The 13,864-nt window shown below is 60.8% G+C and carries 17 protein-coding genes and 1 pseudogene; 9 read left to right on the top strand and 9 right to left on the bottom strand.

Features of this window, described 5'->3' with window-relative positions; translation table 11 throughout:
* Nucleotides 1–551 precede the first annotated feature (551 nt).
* Complete coding sequence (locus tag AC0L27_RS32865) at nucleotides 552–746, top strand: hypothetical protein (RefSeq protein WP_275174764.1); 195 nt, start codon at nucleotides 552–554, stop codon at nucleotides 744–746.
* Nucleotides 747–911: 165 nt separating this feature from the next.
* Here AC0L27_RS32865 and lpxD read toward each other — a convergent pair whose 3' ends face one another.
* Nucleotides 912–1,937 (bottom strand): UDP-3-O-(3-hydroxymyristoyl)glucosamine N-acyltransferase, encoded by a 1,026-nt coding sequence (gene lpxD / locus AC0L27_RS32860; RefSeq protein WP_473321834.1) that lies wholly within the window; start codon nucleotides 1,935–1,937, stop codon nucleotides 912–914.
* A gap of 420 nt (nucleotides 1,938–2,357) precedes the next feature.
* On the opposite strand from lpxD, the gene AC0L27_RS32855 reads away from it, so the two are divergent.
* A complete protein-coding gene (locus AC0L27_RS32855) occupies nucleotides 2,358–2,738 on the top strand; it encodes a hypothetical protein (RefSeq protein WP_473321827.1) in 381 nt (126 codons plus the stop codon).
* A gap of 81 nt (nucleotides 2,739–2,819) precedes the next feature.
* Here AC0L27_RS32855 and AC0L27_RS32850 read toward each other — a convergent pair whose 3' ends face one another.
* The 4 genes and pseudogenes from AC0L27_RS32850 to AC0L27_RS32835 form a co-directional block, all read right to left on the bottom strand.
* Nucleotides 2,820–3,020 (bottom strand): hypothetical protein, encoded by a 201-nt coding sequence (locus AC0L27_RS32850; protein ID WP_275174766.1) that lies wholly within the window; start codon nucleotides 3,018–3,020, stop codon nucleotides 2,820–2,822.
* An 80-nt stretch (nucleotides 3,021–3,100) separates the two neighbouring features.
* Nucleotides 3,101–3,579 (bottom strand): annotated as a pseudogene (locus AC0L27_RS32845) (SOS response-associated peptidase family protein); the annotation flags it as partial.
* A 9-nt stretch (nucleotides 3,580–3,588) separates the two neighbouring features.
* Complete coding sequence (locus AC0L27_RS32840; RefSeq protein WP_275174767.1) at nucleotides 3,589–4,062, bottom strand: PH domain-containing protein; 474 nt, start codon at nucleotides 4,060–4,062, stop codon at nucleotides 3,589–3,591.
* Between the two features lie 4 nt (nucleotides 4,063–4,066).
* Nucleotides 4,067–5,017: a TAXI family TRAP transporter solute-binding subunit gene (locus AC0L27_RS32835; protein ID WP_473321825.1), complete on the bottom strand. Its 951-nt coding sequence runs from the start codon at nucleotides 5,015–5,017 to the stop codon at nucleotides 4,067–4,069.
* Between the two features lie 557 nt (nucleotides 5,018–5,574).
* Between AC0L27_RS32835 and AC0L27_RS32830 the strand changes: the two genes are divergently transcribed.
* The 3 genes from AC0L27_RS32830 to AC0L27_RS32820 all read left to right on the top strand — a co-directional run bounded on the left by AC0L27_RS32830 (nucleotide 5,575) and on the right by AC0L27_RS32820 (nucleotide 7,147).
* Nucleotides 5,575–5,865 (top strand): response regulator, encoded by a 291-nt coding sequence (locus AC0L27_RS32830; protein ID WP_473321824.1) that lies wholly within the window; start codon nucleotides 5,575–5,577, stop codon nucleotides 5,863–5,865.
* A 123-nt stretch (nucleotides 5,866–5,988) separates the two neighbouring features.
* The gene (locus AC0L27_RS32825) at nucleotides 5,989–6,699 is read left to right on the top strand and encodes an ion channel (RefSeq protein ID WP_275174772.1); all 711 of its coding nucleotides are present in this window, start codon (nucleotides 5,989–5,991) and stop codon (nucleotides 6,697–6,699) included.
* A 184-nt stretch (nucleotides 6,700–6,883) separates the two neighbouring features.
* Nucleotides 6,884–7,147 (top strand): hypothetical protein, encoded by a 264-nt coding sequence (locus AC0L27_RS32820; protein WP_354065623.1) that lies wholly within the window; start codon nucleotides 6,884–6,886, stop codon nucleotides 7,145–7,147.
* Between the two features lie 976 nt (nucleotides 7,148–8,123).
* Here AC0L27_RS32820 and AC0L27_RS32815 read toward each other — a convergent pair.
* Nucleotides 8,124–8,513 carry a hypothetical protein gene (locus AC0L27_RS32815; RefSeq protein WP_275173155.1) on the bottom strand — a complete coding sequence of 130 codons (390 nt, stop codon included), beginning with the start codon at nucleotides 8,511–8,513 and terminating at the stop codon, nucleotides 8,124–8,126.
* Nucleotides 8,514–8,800: 287 nt separating this feature from the next.
* Here AC0L27_RS32815 and AC0L27_RS32810 point away from each other — a divergent pair, with 287 nt between their 5' ends.
* On the top strand, nucleotides 8,801–9,058 hold the full coding sequence (locus AC0L27_RS32810; protein WP_275173156.1) for a DUF2798 domain-containing protein: 258 nt from the start codon (nucleotides 8,801–8,803) through the stop codon (nucleotides 9,056–9,058).
* 50 nt (nucleotides 9,059–9,108) lie between these two features.
* Here AC0L27_RS32810 and AC0L27_RS32805 read toward each other — a convergent pair whose 3' ends face one another.
* The 3 genes from AC0L27_RS32805 to AC0L27_RS32795 all read right to left on the bottom strand — a co-directional run bounded on the left by AC0L27_RS32805 (nucleotide 9,109) and on the right by AC0L27_RS32795 (nucleotide 12,348).
* On the bottom strand, nucleotides 9,109–10,896 hold the full coding sequence (locus AC0L27_RS32805; protein ID WP_473321821.1) for a chloride channel protein: 1,788 nt from the start codon (nucleotides 10,894–10,896) through the stop codon (nucleotides 9,109–9,111).
* Nucleotides 10,897–10,908: 12 nt separating this feature from the next.
* Nucleotides 10,909–11,562, bottom strand: a complete 654-nt coding sequence (locus AC0L27_RS32800; protein ID WP_275173159.1) for a class II aldolase/adducin family protein — start codon at nucleotides 11,560–11,562, stop codon at nucleotides 10,909–10,911.
* Nucleotides 11,563–11,721: 159 nt separating this feature from the next.
* Nucleotides 11,722–12,348 carry a MarC family protein gene (locus tag AC0L27_RS32795; RefSeq protein ID WP_275173160.1) on the bottom strand — a complete coding sequence of 209 codons (627 nt, stop codon included), beginning with the start codon at nucleotides 12,346–12,348 and terminating at the stop codon, nucleotides 11,722–11,724.
* An 89-nt stretch (nucleotides 12,349–12,437) separates the two neighbouring features.
* Between AC0L27_RS32795 and AC0L27_RS32790 the strand changes: the two genes are divergently transcribed.
* From AC0L27_RS32790 to AC0L27_RS32780, 3 genes are all read left to right on the top strand, one after another.
* Nucleotides 12,438–12,644, top strand: a complete 207-nt coding sequence (locus AC0L27_RS32790; RefSeq protein ID WP_473321818.1) for a hypothetical protein — start codon at nucleotides 12,438–12,440, stop codon at nucleotides 12,642–12,644.
* 112 nt (nucleotides 12,645–12,756) lie between these two features.
* A complete protein-coding gene (locus AC0L27_RS32785; protein WP_007612902.1) occupies nucleotides 12,757–13,323 on the top strand; it encodes a YciE/YciF ferroxidase family protein in 567 nt (188 codons plus the stop codon).
* A gap of 155 nt (nucleotides 13,324–13,478) precedes the next feature.
* Nucleotides 13,479–13,862, top strand: coding sequence for an Hsp20/alpha crystallin family protein (locus AC0L27_RS32780; RefSeq protein ID WP_473321816.1), 384 nt, complete (start codon nucleotides 13,479–13,481; stop codon nucleotides 13,860–13,862).
* Nucleotides 13,863–13,864 lie beyond the last annotated feature (2 nt).

The following is a 13,864-nucleotide window of genomic DNA, read 5'->3' as shown; positions in this document are numbered from 1 at the left end:
TCATCTGTTCATGGGTGACGCGAACAACTCGTTCTCGGTAGCCAACCCCGTCGTTGCTGGCGCGCTGAACAGGATCAGCCAAGACGTCGATATGGTCACACTGCGCGTCAACTATCGCTTCGGCGGGTACGGTGCGCCGGTGACCGCTCGCTATTGATTTCTTCTAACATTCGAAAACTAAGGCCTCGGCACCGCCGGGGTCTTTCTATGTAAGCGGGCCAGCGTCTGCACGAGTCGGTCCTGCCCGCAGAACGGGACGCTGGCAGTACGAGGGTTCGTACTTGCCTTCTTGAGACAGACTCGATCTCCTCGCCCGCGTCGGCCCGGGCTGTTCGGAGGGCCTTGCTCAGCCTGTTACGCAGTCAGCCCGACAGCGCTTTCCGGCCGGCTATTGGCACAAAGTGCACTAGCCAGAGACTGCGGATCTGCTTGTCTGCAGTGGCCTTGCCGATTCTTTCCAGCCCCCAAGCTTCCAGGATTGGCGGGAACGTACAGGCCCCGGCGCGGCATCCGCTTCGCCGGGGCCACGGACGCGGAGATAGTCCAGGACTATGGACGCAACGGCGGATCGGCAACGACGTTTGGAGTTGGGTCGCCGCTGGGCAGAGCATGCGTCGGCACACGAGCTTGCGACCATGGTGAGCGGGTCGTTTGATGATCTCAGCCAAATTCTGCCGCCGGACGTATCTGATCAGTTCGTCGGCGGCTTTCGCGAAGGCGTGCTGCACGTCTGGCGCGGGGCTTAGGACCACAGCACAAGGGCGCCCGGATGAGACCAAGCGCCCTTGCACCCCCATCGTCGGCTGATCCAAGCTGTGAGTTCTAGGAGATCGTTGGGTGAGCCGAGGAACGCTGGAATACCAAGGGAATCAATAGCCGAGCCTCTTGTTGCAACTGAGGCAGACTCGCGTTCACGGGTCTCGCGCCGCGATCCTCTTAAGCGTGGCAATCTGTCGGAAGAAGGTCTTTATCGACTGGGCAGGGCTTCCGAGAACCTTAGCACCGGGTGCTAGATCCGAAATGACGCCCGCCTGCGCTCCGATTTCCGAACCTCGGCCTATTCGAAGATGCCCTGCCATAGCAGCCTGCCCCCCAACGCGGACGAAATCTTCAAGTACAGTTGAACCCGAGATCCCCACCTGTGCAACTACGACGCAACAGCGGCCGAGACTAACATTGTGACCGATTTGCACGAGGTTATCGAGGCGGGAGCCAGCGCCAATTACGGTGTCTCGCGATGATCCGCGATCAATCGTCGAATTGGCACCAACTTCAACATCATCTTCAAGAATAACTCGCCCAAGCTGGGGGATCGAGAGAAACCCGTCGCTGGTGGAGGCGAATCCGAATCCTTCCTGCCCAATCCGCGCACCCGGATACACGTAAACGCGTGCTCCCAAAACCGCGTAACTAAGGCTCACATTTGCGCCAATCCGGCAGTCCCTCCCGATGGTGACCCCGCTTCCGATGACTGCGCAAGGACCGATCCGGCAACCCGGCCCTATCTCCGCTCCGGTTTCGATCACAGACAGGGGTCCAACTTCTGTCGAAGGATCAATTTGAGCGCCATCCGCTATTATTGCCGAAGGGTGAACGCCAGGACGAGGCGGTGGCACCGGGTAGAACAGCGCAGCAACGCGGGCCCAAGCCGCATACGGTTCGCTCGTTTGGATCGCCACAGTTGCCGCTGGTACTCGTGAAACCATATCAGGGTGAACGAGCACCGCGCCGGCGGAGGTTTGATCCAGGGCGGAAGCGTAACGGCGATTGTCTAGAAAGCTCACTTGAGTCGGTCCGGCCGCTTGTAAAGGGGCCAAACCTTCCAGCAATAATTCACGTTCGTCTGCCACACCTCGCGCCGTGCTAGCGACGAGCGCGAGTGGATGCGGACCAGTTCGCCGGAAGAACCTTGCACTGCCGAGCACTGTTTCGAGCATCACGTCCCCCTGCAGCAAACCGACTTCGGCTGGCATTCCTCCTCCGCCCGTCCCGGCCCATGTCTCTTGTGGTCAGTCGCAGCCGCGGCGAAAAGCGGTTCCCTAGATGCCTTGGCCCAACAGCAATGTTGCTCTCTGCCGTCGGCAGAATTGATTCAGATCAAGACGCATCTTCGGCTGAGCACTTCGCACTGGCTAACGGGCCCGCAACGCGTTCAGAAAGCGGTTACAAGCCACTTGATAGCGGTAATTTTGCTGGCGCCACCACGCCGCCCTTGACCCCCGAGCACCTTGAAACGTGCCGACTCTTCTCCAGGCACACATCGGAGTTGACTTAGATCAACCTTCCGCTCGGCGATCGCCCTTTTTTGAATCGGGACAGGCTGGTAATTATCGAGCTTTCCGGTTTCTGAGATGAAAATGACGCGAGCATTGCTCTTCATTGTGGTGGCAATCCTTTGCGCATCATGCAGAACCGACGCGCAGCTTGACCCGATCCAGGCCACCGCGATTATCGATGCGGCCGAAGTCACCGATAGAGAAGAATGCCTCTACCAAGAAATCGCCCGACTAATGGAGCCAAAGGGCAGTTCAGCAATCAGCCTGCAGAATGTTGCGGTGGCCGCGACTCGGTTTTGTAGCGCTACTGTGAGAAAACGACTCGAGAGGGCGGCCTCCGTATCCCCGTCTGATGCGCAAACTCTCGCACGCGATGATCAGATGAAGACAGAACACCGCGCGTTCGCCATCGGGTTGGAATTGCGTGAGAAAAGGACAAATGCGGGAATGGCAGGGAACTGAACGTGGCGGCTCCCGCCGGTTTTGTGCGTCCTTGCAACAGGTCCATCTCAGTAGCCAGCCCGCCAGTGTCTTCGCAGCGATCTATCTCGGAACATCGCCCACGCTCATCCCTGCAAAAGATACCTTTCCCCAGTCTGATTTTAAATCGAGTTTATCTATTCCCTTTGAAAGCCCCGACCCATGAAGGAATAATCGGTCCCCCCAAAAGATGGCCGCTACACCACCGGCAATGAGCAAGGCGGCAATCCCAAAGCGGCCATAAGCAAACATATCTCCCGACATTTGGCTGGTCCCTCTTTAAGGTCCATCCACCGTGCAAGTTCGAGGGGCAAGGGTCAAAGGGAGCTACCTCAAAAACGTCATCATACCCACAGTTTCGCGCTGCCGGTGCCCCTGCATCGAGGGCGCTCTCGAGGGTAGCGTCTGCTCTTGATCCGTCGCCTTGTCCTCTTTGTCGGCCCGCGCATCACGATCCGGAGCGTGTCGTTCGGCAGCGGGCGCTGCAATGCCTTGGCCTCATCCCAGGGTGCGCGCATCCAAACGTCCCTCTCTTCGTCGGTGGTCAGGATCACCGGCAACGCCTTCGGATGGACGGCTCGACCACCGCGTTCGGCGAAGTCGTGAGAAAACCATAGACGTGATGCGGGCCGGGTAGCGGCTTCGACTTCGTGCCGCGATCACCGTTGAACGTGGTCCAGATGCCAACAAAGGCGGTGAGCGGCCTGTCCTCGTCGAGCGCGAACCAGACCACGTACTTTTTCCTGGTCTCCGGGTTCGGCTCCGGCTCGTATTCTGCGAAGCTGTTGAACGGCACCAAGCAGCGGTTCTCCGGCTTCAGCCAAGGCGACTGTTACACCGGTCTCGTCGTGATGGCGTTGCGAAACGCGAGCGGCGAAGTGATGGTGGTAATGGTTCGCGTGCCCTCGCCCACACCCTGAATGGTGAGGTCGCCGTAGTCCATAAGGCGGCCAAGAATGCTCTGCTTCACATCAACGCTCTCAACTTTGTCGAGGCTCATCTCAAAAGTTTCCCGCTTGATGAAACCGGTCTTGTGGACAACCCGCATGTTGGTTACGTCGGTCTCGGTGGTCCACCGGTGGAACCAAGCCGTCGCCGTCCAGTACAAAGCCGCAAGCCCGGCTCCCGCCGCTAAGGCCAAGCAGGCCAACGCCAGCACTTCGGCAGTAAAGAAGCGCCACAGCACCAAAAATGCGACCATCACGATCCACGCAGCGATTGCGGGTAGAAAGTACATCCAGTGTTCGTTGGTCGAATACAGCAACCTTTCGCCGGGCTGTATGATTTTGTCGATATACCGCGCCATAGGGCTACCCTGAGTTAACCCGCCACCGCAGCAATTTGCGCCATTCGAGCCGATCAAGGCCTTGATCTATCTCAAGCCTTCGAACGACCAGCGCTGGAAGCTTGTCAAACGAGAGCCGGACCAACCCTCCTCTAAGAGATCGGAGTGATTGGACGGCTAAGTTTGTAATGGAATTGCGAAGGGTCCCGCCACGGATCAGCGCGGGGTGGAGACCGTCACGGGCTGCAAGCATCGCTTTGGTGCCAATAAGATCGACTTCTCGCTCCGGAATGTTGTTCGACAAGTCGACCACGCCGGGTGGCAACGTCAGTTTGCTGATGAAACTGAGCCGTCGATGGTAGGCTTCAGCCTTGCTGTAACTTAGCAGCTTCAAAGTTGGATCGTGAAGCGCTGTCCAGACGGCGTGGTTTTCCGCTCCATCGACAAAGATAGCCGCGTCGACTGCGCCTGACTGCAGTGCGAGCAGTGCGGCATTGTTGCTCAGCGGCTGCATCGAAATATTGTTGATCGTGAGACCGTTAAGCGCGAATATGTGTTCCCCCAATGAACGAGCGCCGCTACCGCTAACACCAACGGCAACCCGGTGGTTGCGCAGCTCGTTAACATGCGTAAGCACGTCCGTACTGCGGTGGAAAATCCACATAGGTACGTAGTAGAGGCTCGCGAGCATGATTACGTTTTTGGCTTCCGGAAGAGTTGCGATACCGCCCTGCGTGAAGCCGATGTCAACACCCGACTGTGGATCTTGCAGTAGCCGTAGATTGTCCCCGGGACCGTTGGTAATTCGTTCCTTTACCGTGACCCCGGGTCGAGCGAGGATCTCGATATATTGCTTCGCATACCGGTGGAGCAGGCCATCTTCCAGTCCCGAAGCCAGCACGATGTGACGTGGCGGGGCGGTTTGTAGGAAGTACGCGACAGCCCATACCGCAGCAACGATCATTGCAAAGGTCATTATGGCTATGCTGACGCGGCCACGTCGTGCCCTGAACCGTAACTTTTTGAAGATCATACGTACCGCCTTCACGAAAGGTAGACGGAAACGGCTTGACGAGACCAAGGCGTGTGTTTTTGGGCATTTCGTTGCCCTCGGAACTCGGTCGGCATCGGGCGCAGCGGCAAAGCACGCGCGGTGGCTTTCGCGTAACTGCAACCGGGGATGTTCTCGCAGCAGATACCCTCGATAACCGGCGTCGGGCTGTCCCCGCAGTTCCTTCGCAGCTCGGTAGTACCTTGCCGAGGGGATTGCGGAGGGCACCATCGTCGGTCGGCGGCCATCACGGGACAACCGCGCTGCAAGGGCGACAATGACCGTTGATCCGTCCGCAGGGACGACCGGCGCAACAGACCGCATCGCCAGCATATCAACTAAAACGCCACGGCTCCGGAGAGCTGTTACCCGTCTTTCACCCCGGAAGCGATCGGTAGGTCCCGGAGTGCACAGTAGGCAAGTCATAGTCGATGACGACGATCCCGGAATGCTGAGGGCTGTCCAGCGGCTCCTCCGACAGCATGACTATGAACCGATCCTCTTCTCGTCTGCCGAAGAGCTGGAGCAGCACGCCGATCGCCAACGCACTCTGCATCATTTTGGATATCAATCTCAACCTGCGCTCGGGGATCGATCTCCGACATCAACTCAAAGCACGAGGCGTTTTGGTCCCCGTCATTTTCATCACCGGCAATGAGACCGATTCCGTTCGCGAGGCCGCACTGCTGTCCGGATGCCTCGCATTTCCAACGAAGCCGTTCTCAGCGCACGAGCTAATCGAGCCGCTCAAACAGGCTGCGGCAGGCCACTAACCATTCACTGAGCGCGCCTGGGCTTGCTCCCGTTCCCTTGATCTAGGTCAACGAGACTGAGCTTTCGTCCGGAATTGTACAAAGGTGCAGCGCTGCGGTCAGCGCCAGGCCTTAGGAACATCGATGAAGACGCCCGTAAGCGAGCTGCGCCGTTTGCGCGGAGAACGCATTGACTGGCTGCTCTCGGTGCTCACGGCAGTGCTGGCATTACTGATTTTTGTCTTCGCCCCGCTACAAGCAATGGGCATTACCGCCTTTCATCTGTTTGCGGATGGCCTGTTGCTAGCGATCATCGTCAGCATGGTGATCATCTCCAACAATCCGACTGCTCTCGTTCTGATGTCGCTCGCGCTCGTTTTCAACGTCGCCGTGTTCTTCTTGCGCATTTACTACCCAGTACCGTACCACCTTCACATTTTGGCGGGCGCATGGCTGGTCATCGCCTGCACGTTGGGCGTTGTCGTGCTTCAGGCCGTTTTCAGGCGAGGTCTCGTTACATATCACCGAATTATCGGAGCGATCCTTCTGTACCTTTTGATTGCGGTGGCCTTTGCAACGCTGTTCCTGTTTGTAGGGCTGGCGGCTCCCGACGCAATCAAGGGAATAGCTTTCGAGGACGACCATTCGGTTGCCGCATCGCTTTTTTACATGAGCTTTGTCACGCTTACGTCGACTGGGTATGGAGACATCGTTCCGGTACATCCGTTGGCACGAAGTCTCTGCAACATCGAGAGCGTGATCGGTCAGCTTTATCCGGCGACGCTTCTCGCGAGGCTCGTCACCCTCGAGCTCGGCAGTACCGGCTCAGCGAGTAAGCCCACCCCTATCACCTGAGCCGCAGGAGCTGCACCGACACGTGTGCGCTGCACTCGCCTCTGTGGGGTTCCCGCGTCGCTAGGGGAACGCATGGTTGATCTGTGTCAACGCCCCCGATCCTTTAGCGGACACGCTGCGTGCAGCCGCACCAGAGACGGCATCCGTGTATCTGTTGTGCAGGCACAAAAGGGAGACCCGCACCATGCATCCCAAGAAGCGTCTTTCGATCCAGTCAGCGACTATTAGCGGGATTGCGGCTAGCGCCCTCTTGGGCCTTGCAGGTCTCACGCTGAATCCAGGCCCAGCCAATGCGGTCGTGTACTGCCAATACACTGCCTACCCGGCGGGTTGCGTTGCTCGGCCCGGTGTGGTGCTGGGTGCGCGTCCAGTGGCCCGCGCTGCGGTACGCCATAATGCCGGTGGCAATGCCAATGGTGGCGTCAACCGCGTCGGCGTGCGGCGATAAGCCAGTTTGCAGGTGACTGGGCAGAAAGGAGCTGTCGCGGTCATCTCGGCCCGGAGGACCGGGACCGATGACGAGCAGCGGCCTCGCGGTATGAAGTACACGTGGTATGTCACTTTTGAAGTGCCCATGGATGGCACGCTGCAAAGACGGCGACTCCGCGCCTGACCAAGACGTTCGTCACTGAAGCAGAAGCGCGGGATTTTGCGCGAGCGAAATTCGCCGAAGGATTGATTGTCACTGCGGGCACCATCATCCCGCACGTGCCGAGAGTGTCGATTCCGTCGGAGGAGATTCCAGCGTGGTTTGAAGCTGACCAAGTAAATGACTGATCAGCCAGCCGGGAGCTTGAAGATGTCGGAGCCGAAAAAGGCCCGTTGTCATCGCAACGCACTGACTTTCCTTGGATACGGAAGGCTGTTTGAACCACCATGTGAAACTAGGGCCTAATAGGGCCCGGCTGTTTCAGGCCGGACGGAGCGCCGGACGGCATCCTTGTAAGTCTTTCAATGATCGAGGGTTTTCAGGTATTCCAACCCACGAGAAATCACTGGACGACAGGACCACACGGTTTGCCGTACGCACGGCTCGCCATTTCACCACCGGTTTCGACGACGTTGTGCACGTTGCCGTCGACCTGATGACGAGACGAAGCCTAGCAGCGCCGCTCGTCGGAACGAAGTTTTGGGCTCACGGAGAGCAATCCGCCCTGCCCACACCTCTCGCACCCGAACGCTGCCGCGTCCACCGCAAGCCCGGCTCGCGAACGTGACGACCACAGGATCGCCCCTCAAGAATGAGCCGGGATGAGCGACACATACGCCAAAACCGAATTTCGGTAAAGTGGAATATTTTTGCGCGCGCGCGGATTGACACCCGCGACACAGGTCGCGCAATGACATGCCTCGCGCAGAAGCAACAAGGGGCGGTGTAAAACACCGCCCCTTGGCGCGATAGAGGCTGCAACGAGGGCAGCCGCCTAATACGGCTGATAATAGCCACGCGGACCATAGTAGGGACCGCCGCCGTAATATCCCTGGCCGCCGTAGTAAGGACCGGGGCCGTAATTATAGCGGTCCTCGTAGTACTCCTGGCGCCTGCTCTCCGCGATCGCACCGCCGATCAGACCTGCCGCCACGCCCATGAAAGCGAGGCCTGCAGCGTTCGGACCTCGTCGATAGTAGCGGTGGCGGCGAGCCGCGCTGAAATCAGTGGCAGCCGGAGCAGCCGGACCCGCGGCAGCGGCCTTGCTGGGCGCGGATGAGTTGGCAGCCGAAGGCGCGATAGAGGCCGTAATCAGAACAAGACTTGCGAAAGCCGCCAACACAAGGTTGCGGCCGGCTGCAGAAATCATCGGTCTCTTATTCATCTTGACCTTCCCCTGTTCTCGCTCAAAGCGGCATGCAAACAAGACTTAATGCGCAAACCACTGAAATCGTTTCGCGATCGCGGCAATCTGCCACGCTTTGAACGATTGTAAACCGAACGTCTGGATCCAGCTTGAACCATCCAACATGAGCGGATAATGAACAGACGCACCGTTTTTCGGTCGCCGTAAGCGTTTTACGTGAACCAACGCATCAACCGACGCCGTCGGGATCGATGCCATTCTTGGGTTCACCGTGACTGACGCGTCCTATTCCAAAGAGAAATCAGATGATTGCGGTTCGCAAACTGCCGGCGCGCTATGCGCCGATCGTGATGCCATTCGTGCTGTCCATCCTCATGACGGCCGTGGTGTCGGTCATTTCGACGCTTCGAAGCCTCGGCGCAACGCCGGCGTTTCTCGCGACCTGGCCGGGCGCCTGGGCGCTGTCATGGCTCGTCGCCTTTCCGACGCTGCTGATGGTGTTGCCACTGGTCCGCCGGATCGTGGCTAGCGTCGTCACGGCTCCCTCCCAACCGGGCCGGTAGAAGGCGCGGACGGCGGCGCATGACGCACGTCGTCCCGCTTCCGCGTGACCTTACGACAGCGCCCCGAGCACGCCGCGCGTCGCCTTGTCGATCTCCTCGACATAGCGGCGGCGCGCGAAGGTCTCGGTGAGGAAGCCGACCACCTTGCGGCTGTCGGTGGAATCGACCACCGCCAGCATCTCGGCCTCCGCCTCGTCAAACACCGCCATCGCCGACTTCACGTTCATTTCCGGGATCAGCACGATCTCGGTCAAGCGCGCGAGCTCGATCACCTGGATCTCGTCGGCGATGCTGTCGAGGTCGCCGGAGAACAGGTCGGGCAGCAGGACGAGGCCGACATATTCGTCCGCATTGTTGACGATGACGATCCCGGGCCGCGAGCCCAGCGCGAATTCCCGGCGGACCGCGGCGATCGTGGTGGTCGACGGCACCTTGCCGACATCGGAGCGCATCAGCCGCTCGACGGTGAGGTTGCGCAGCCAGCCGACGTCGTTGGCGCTGCGGATGGTCTCGCCGCGCAGATGCAGGCGCCAGGTCGAGAAGGAGTGCCCGAACATGAAGCGGACGCAGATCGAGGTCACGATGCAGCCGGCGAGCACCACGGCGGTAACGTCGACGTTGCGGGTCATCTCGAGCACGAGGAACGACATGGTCAAGGGACCGCCGACGATGGCGACGCCGAGCGTCGCCATGCCCGTCAGCATCGCGACCAGCGGATCGATCACGAAGTTCGGGCTGATCAAGAGCAGCACCGCGGAAAAGAACTTTCCGATCAGGCTGCCGACGAACAGCGAGGCAAAGAACAGCCCGCCGCGGAAGCCGGAGGCGAGCGAGATCAGGCAGGCCGTCACCTTCAAGGCGATGATCAGCGCGATCAGGCCGATCGTCATGTCGTGAAAGAGATCGAGCACCATCGCGCCGTGGCCGGCCGCCAGCACCTGCGGCGTGACAATCGCAAAGCCGCCGACGATGAGGCCGCCGATCACCGGGCGTAGCCAGACCGGCAGCCATTTGAACAGGCGCTCGAACATCGAGGACGAGCGCATCACGGCGATGCCGACGCCGCTGGTGATGAGCGCGAGCCCGATCAGCGCCAGATATTGCTCGACGCCGACGGCGCTGACCTTGGGTATTTCGAGCGAGTATGGTGCGCCGCCGAGCCATTGCGCGGTCAGCGCACCGGCGAGCGAGGCGGCGAGGATCGGCGCGGCACTGCCGACCGAATAGACGCCGACGATCAGCTCGCAGGCGTAGAAGGCCCCCGTGATCGGTGCACCGAAGGCCGCCGCGATCGCCGCAGCCGCGCCGCAGCCGACGATCAGGCGCAGATCGTTGCGGCGCAGATTGAAGAACTTGCCGAGCAGCGAGGCGATGCCTGATCCGATCTGGGTGTAGCCGGCCTCGAGGCCGACGGAGGCGCCGCAACCGTTCGAGATCAGCGTCTGGCTCGACACCACCACGCTGTCGCGCATCGACAGATTGCCGCCACGCAGCGCGTTCGCCTCGATCGGGTCGACCGCGCTGGAGAGCTTCAGCCGTCGCCGCCACCGCTCCATGATGCCGAGCGCCAATCCGCCCAGCGCGGGCGCAATCAGCGCGGCCCAGGGACTGACGCTGGTATTGGCGGACAGACGGACGTCGATGGGAATGCCGTAGATCACCATATGGGCAATCTGCGCAATCTCGGCCATCAGCGTCACGATGGCGCCGGCAAGCGTGCCGATCACCAGCGCCAGCGGGATCAGATAGAATTCGTTGCTGCGCAGCAGCGCCCGCAGCCGAACCATGACGCGGTTCGTCCCCTTGCGGTCGGCGAGATGTCTGATCCGCAGGAACACTTTCTGTCCGCCCTACCCTTCCGACATGCCGTAACCGGACATGCGCTGGCGGACCCGCTCGATCTCCGCGCTCGACAGCAGCGGCGGCTCTCCGATCTGGAGACAGCCGTGATATTGGCGCGCCAGCGTCTCGACCTCAACGGCGAGCCACATCGCCTTGTCCAACGACTTGCCGATCGCGATCATGCCGTGGTGGTCGAGCAGGCAAGCAAGCCGGTCCTCCAGCGCCCGCACGGCATGTTCGGACAGCTCCGCCGTTCCGAAGGTGGCATAGGGCGCGCAGCGGATGCTATCGCCACCGGCGGCCGCGATCATGTAGTGCACAGGCGGGATCTCCAGGCCCATGATCGCCAGGATGGTGCAATAGGTCGGATGGGCGTGGACGACGGCTTCGATTTCGGGCCGGGCCTTCAGGATGTCGAGGTGGAAGCGCCACTCGCTGGACGGCTTCTGATCGGGCGCGTGCGAGCCGTCCATCGTCATGAACACGATTTGGTCCGGCGTCATGGCATCGTAAGGCACGCTGGTCGGAGTGACCAGAAGCCCGTCCACATGCCGGACGCTGATATTGCCCGAGGTGCCCTGGTTGATGCCGAGCGCGTTCATGCGGCGGCAGGCGCCGATGATGGCCTGTCTCTTGTCGAGCTCGTCCGCTGTCATCGACATCTCGATTTCCTGACGATGGGCGCCTGTCAGACGGGGAGTACGTCAAAGCAATGTGGCAGCGCAAGAGAAAGCAGACCGGATCGCGCGTGATCCCGCCAGCCGCCTCATGGCATCATGAAATAAACATGAAAATCAACGCATTAACAGATTGTCGCAGCCCTACGGCAGGCCCGCCCGGACGGCCGAGATTCCGTTGATCACGAACTGCACCGAATAGGCCGCGAGCAGCATGCCGAGCACGCGCGAAAGGACGGCGTTGCCGGTCCGCCCGAGGGTCCGTGCGATCAGGCGCGCGGAGACAAAGCAGAGCATGCAGAGCAAGCACACGGAGAGCACGACCGCGACGATGATCGCGAGCCTCGGCCCGTAGCCGGCATCGCCCGTCAGGAGCAGCGTGGTCGCGATCGCGCCTGGACCGGCCATCATCGGGATCGCCAGCGGGAATACCGCGACGTCGGAGGCATGCTCGGAGCTTGCTTTGTCAGCCTCGCGGGCCTCGCGATGCGGACGGTCGCCGAAGATCATTTGGTACGACACGCCGAACAGCAGCAGTCCGCCGGCGATCTGGAAGGCGGGGATGCCGATCCCGAGCTGGCGCAGCAGCCAGTTTCCGATCAAGGCAATCACCACCAGGATCGACGCCGCAATCAGCGGCGCGCGTAGCGCGATGGTGCGTTTGGTCTTGTCGGGCATGCCTCCGGTCGCGGCGAGGAAGGCGGGCACGAGACCAACGGGATCGACCACCAGCAGCAACGTCACGAACGCGGACAGGGAGAAGTCGATCATGTCTCGGTGGGCTCCCTGGGCGCAGGAACGATGGCTGGCGAACTGACTTAGCCCGGCAGAACCGCTTTGAAAATCACCGGAGATGCACAATGAGCGACAGTGGAATTGGAATGTTGCTGGGCCACCTTTCGGGCGACCTGCTCTGGCTCTGGTTCATCGGAGCCTTCGTGCTCGGTGCGGTCCTCGTCTACGGCGTGGCGAAGGCGGGGCGCCTGCGACGCCGCGAGCGCGCACAGCTCGACCGCAACACCGAGGCGCGGCAGCGGCAGGAAGATCCCTACAAGCGTCCGACCTGAGCGACGCGCCGAGTGCAGCTTGCAGTTTGGAACTTTCGTTCACCGAAAGGCTTGGATCGCCTGAGGATTGAGGAAGGCGATGCCTTCCCGTGTCACCTCAAGAGGAGGATTTATGGCCAAAAAAGCGAAGAAGCGCACAACCAAGAAATCGTCGACGGGCCGCGCCCGTCAGGCGCCCAAGATGTTGAGCGACCTATTCCTGGAAACGCTCAAGGACATCTATTTCGCCGAGAACAAGATCATCAAGACCTTGCCCAAGATGGCCAAGGCTGCCAACTCGAAGGAGCTCGCGGCGGCCTTCAACAAGCATTTGCGCGAGACCCAGGGCCAGGTCAAACGTCTCGACCAGATCTTCAAGATGCTGGGCAAGCCGGCCCGCGGCAAGCCTTGCGAAGCGATCAACGGCATCACCGACGAAGGCGCCGAGATCATGAAGGAGTTCAAGAACGCTCCTGCGCTCGACGCCGGCCTGCTCGCAGCCGCGCAGGCGGTCGAGCATTACGAAATCTCCCGCTACGGCACGCTGCGCACCTGGGCCGAGGAGCTCGGCATGCAGGACGCCGCGAGGCTGCTCCAGGCGACGCTGGACGAGGAAGAGGCGACCGATCACACCTTGACCGAGCTCGCCACCTCCGTGATCAACCTCGAGGCGGAAGAGGAATACCGCCAGGCGGCCTGAGCCACACATCGCGCGACGACGAAACGCCGCGGCCCGAAAGGCCGCGGCGCTTGTCTTTTCGGATCGCACGATCCGCATGGCACCTGCGCGCCGCCGGACTGGAATTTTCGGGAACCGGCCCCATATTCAGCGTTCCCCACCGCCGAGCCCGCATCATGCAACCCAAAAATCCCCTCGACTGGATGTTGTCCGAAGCCCTGGACTCGCTCACCCGCGCCGAACGGCTGCGCCAGCAGTTCGGCCGGCAGGACGCCTGCTGGGAGCCACCGATCGACGTGCTCGAAACCGAGCATGAGCTCCTGATCCTGGTCGCGCTTCCCGGCGTCAATCCCGACAATGTCGAGACTGTCATCCATGACGGCGTGCTCGTCATCTCCGGCCAGCGCACCCTTCCGCCGGAGCTTCGCAACGCCCGCATCCATCGGCTTGAGCTGCCGCAGGGGCGTTTTGAGCGCAGCATTGCATTGCCCGTTGGCCGCTACGCCATCAGCCGCTTCGTGATGGACGGCTGCGTCGCGCTGCGCCTCGCCAAATCCTGAGG

Source organism: Bradyrhizobium sp. Ken51 (assembly GCF_055807435.1).
Note: the sequence above shows the minus strand (reverse complement) of the source record. Positions and strands in the feature narration are given on the sequence as shown.

Bases quoted from the DNA above. Each gene is read 5' to 3' on its own strand.
- AC0L27_RS32790 (WP_473321818.1), top strand. From the start codon at position 12,438: ATGAGCGACAGTGGAATTGGAATGTTGCTGGGCCACCTTTCGGGCGAC.
- lpxD (WP_473321834.1), bottom strand. From the start codon at position 1,937: ATGCTCGAAACAGTGCTCGGCAGTGCAAGGTTCTTCCGGCGAACTGGT.
- AC0L27_RS32825 (WP_275174772.1), top strand. From the start codon at position 5,989: ATGAAGACGCCCGTAAGCGAGCTGCGCCGTTTGCGCGGAGAACGCATT.
- AC0L27_RS32865 (WP_275174764.1), top strand. From the start codon at position 552: ATGGACGCAACGGCGGATCGGCAACGACGTTTGGAGTTGGGTCGCCGC.
- AC0L27_RS32835 (WP_473321825.1), bottom strand. From the start codon at position 5,017: ATGACCTTTGCAATGATCGTTGCTGCGGTATGGGCTGTCGCGTACTTC.
- AC0L27_RS32810 (WP_275173156.1), top strand. From the start codon at position 8,801: ATGATTGCGGTTCGCAAACTGCCGGCGCGCTATGCGCCGATCGTGATG.
- AC0L27_RS32840 (WP_275174767.1), bottom strand. From the start codon at position 4,062: ATGGCGCGGTATATCGACAAAATCATACAGCCCGGCGAAAGGTTGCTG.
- AC0L27_RS32800 (WP_275173159.1), bottom strand. From the start codon at position 11,562: ATGTCGATGACAGCGGACGAGCTCGACAAGAGACAGGCCATCATCGGC.
- AC0L27_RS32785 (WP_007612902.1), top strand. From the start codon at position 12,757: ATGGCCAAAAAAGCGAAGAAGCGCACAACCAAGAAATCGTCGACGGGC.
- AC0L27_RS32780 (WP_473321816.1), top strand. From the start codon at position 13,479: ATGCAACCCAAAAATCCCCTCGACTGGATGTTGTCCGAAGCCCTGGAC.
- AC0L27_RS32830 (WP_473321824.1), top strand. From the start codon at position 5,575: ATGACTATGAACCGATCCTCTTCTCGTCTGCCGAAGAGCTGGAGCAGC.
- AC0L27_RS32855 (WP_473321827.1), top strand. From the start codon at position 2,358: ATGACGCGAGCATTGCTCTTCATTGTGGTGGCAATCCTTTGCGCATCA.
- AC0L27_RS32815 (WP_275173155.1), bottom strand. From the start codon at position 8,513: ATGAATAAGAGACCGATGATTTCTGCAGCCGGCCGCAACCTTGTGTTG.
- AC0L27_RS32795 (WP_275173160.1), bottom strand. From the start codon at position 12,348: ATGATCGACTTCTCCCTGTCCGCGTTCGTGACGTTGCTGCTGGTGGTC.
- AC0L27_RS32820 (WP_354065623.1), top strand. From the start codon at position 6,884: ATGCATCCCAAGAAGCGTCTTTCGATCCAGTCAGCGACTATTAGCGGG.
- AC0L27_RS32850 (WP_275174766.1), bottom strand. From the start codon at position 3,020: ATGTCGGGAGATATGTTTGCTTATGGCCGCTTTGGGATTGCCGCCTTG.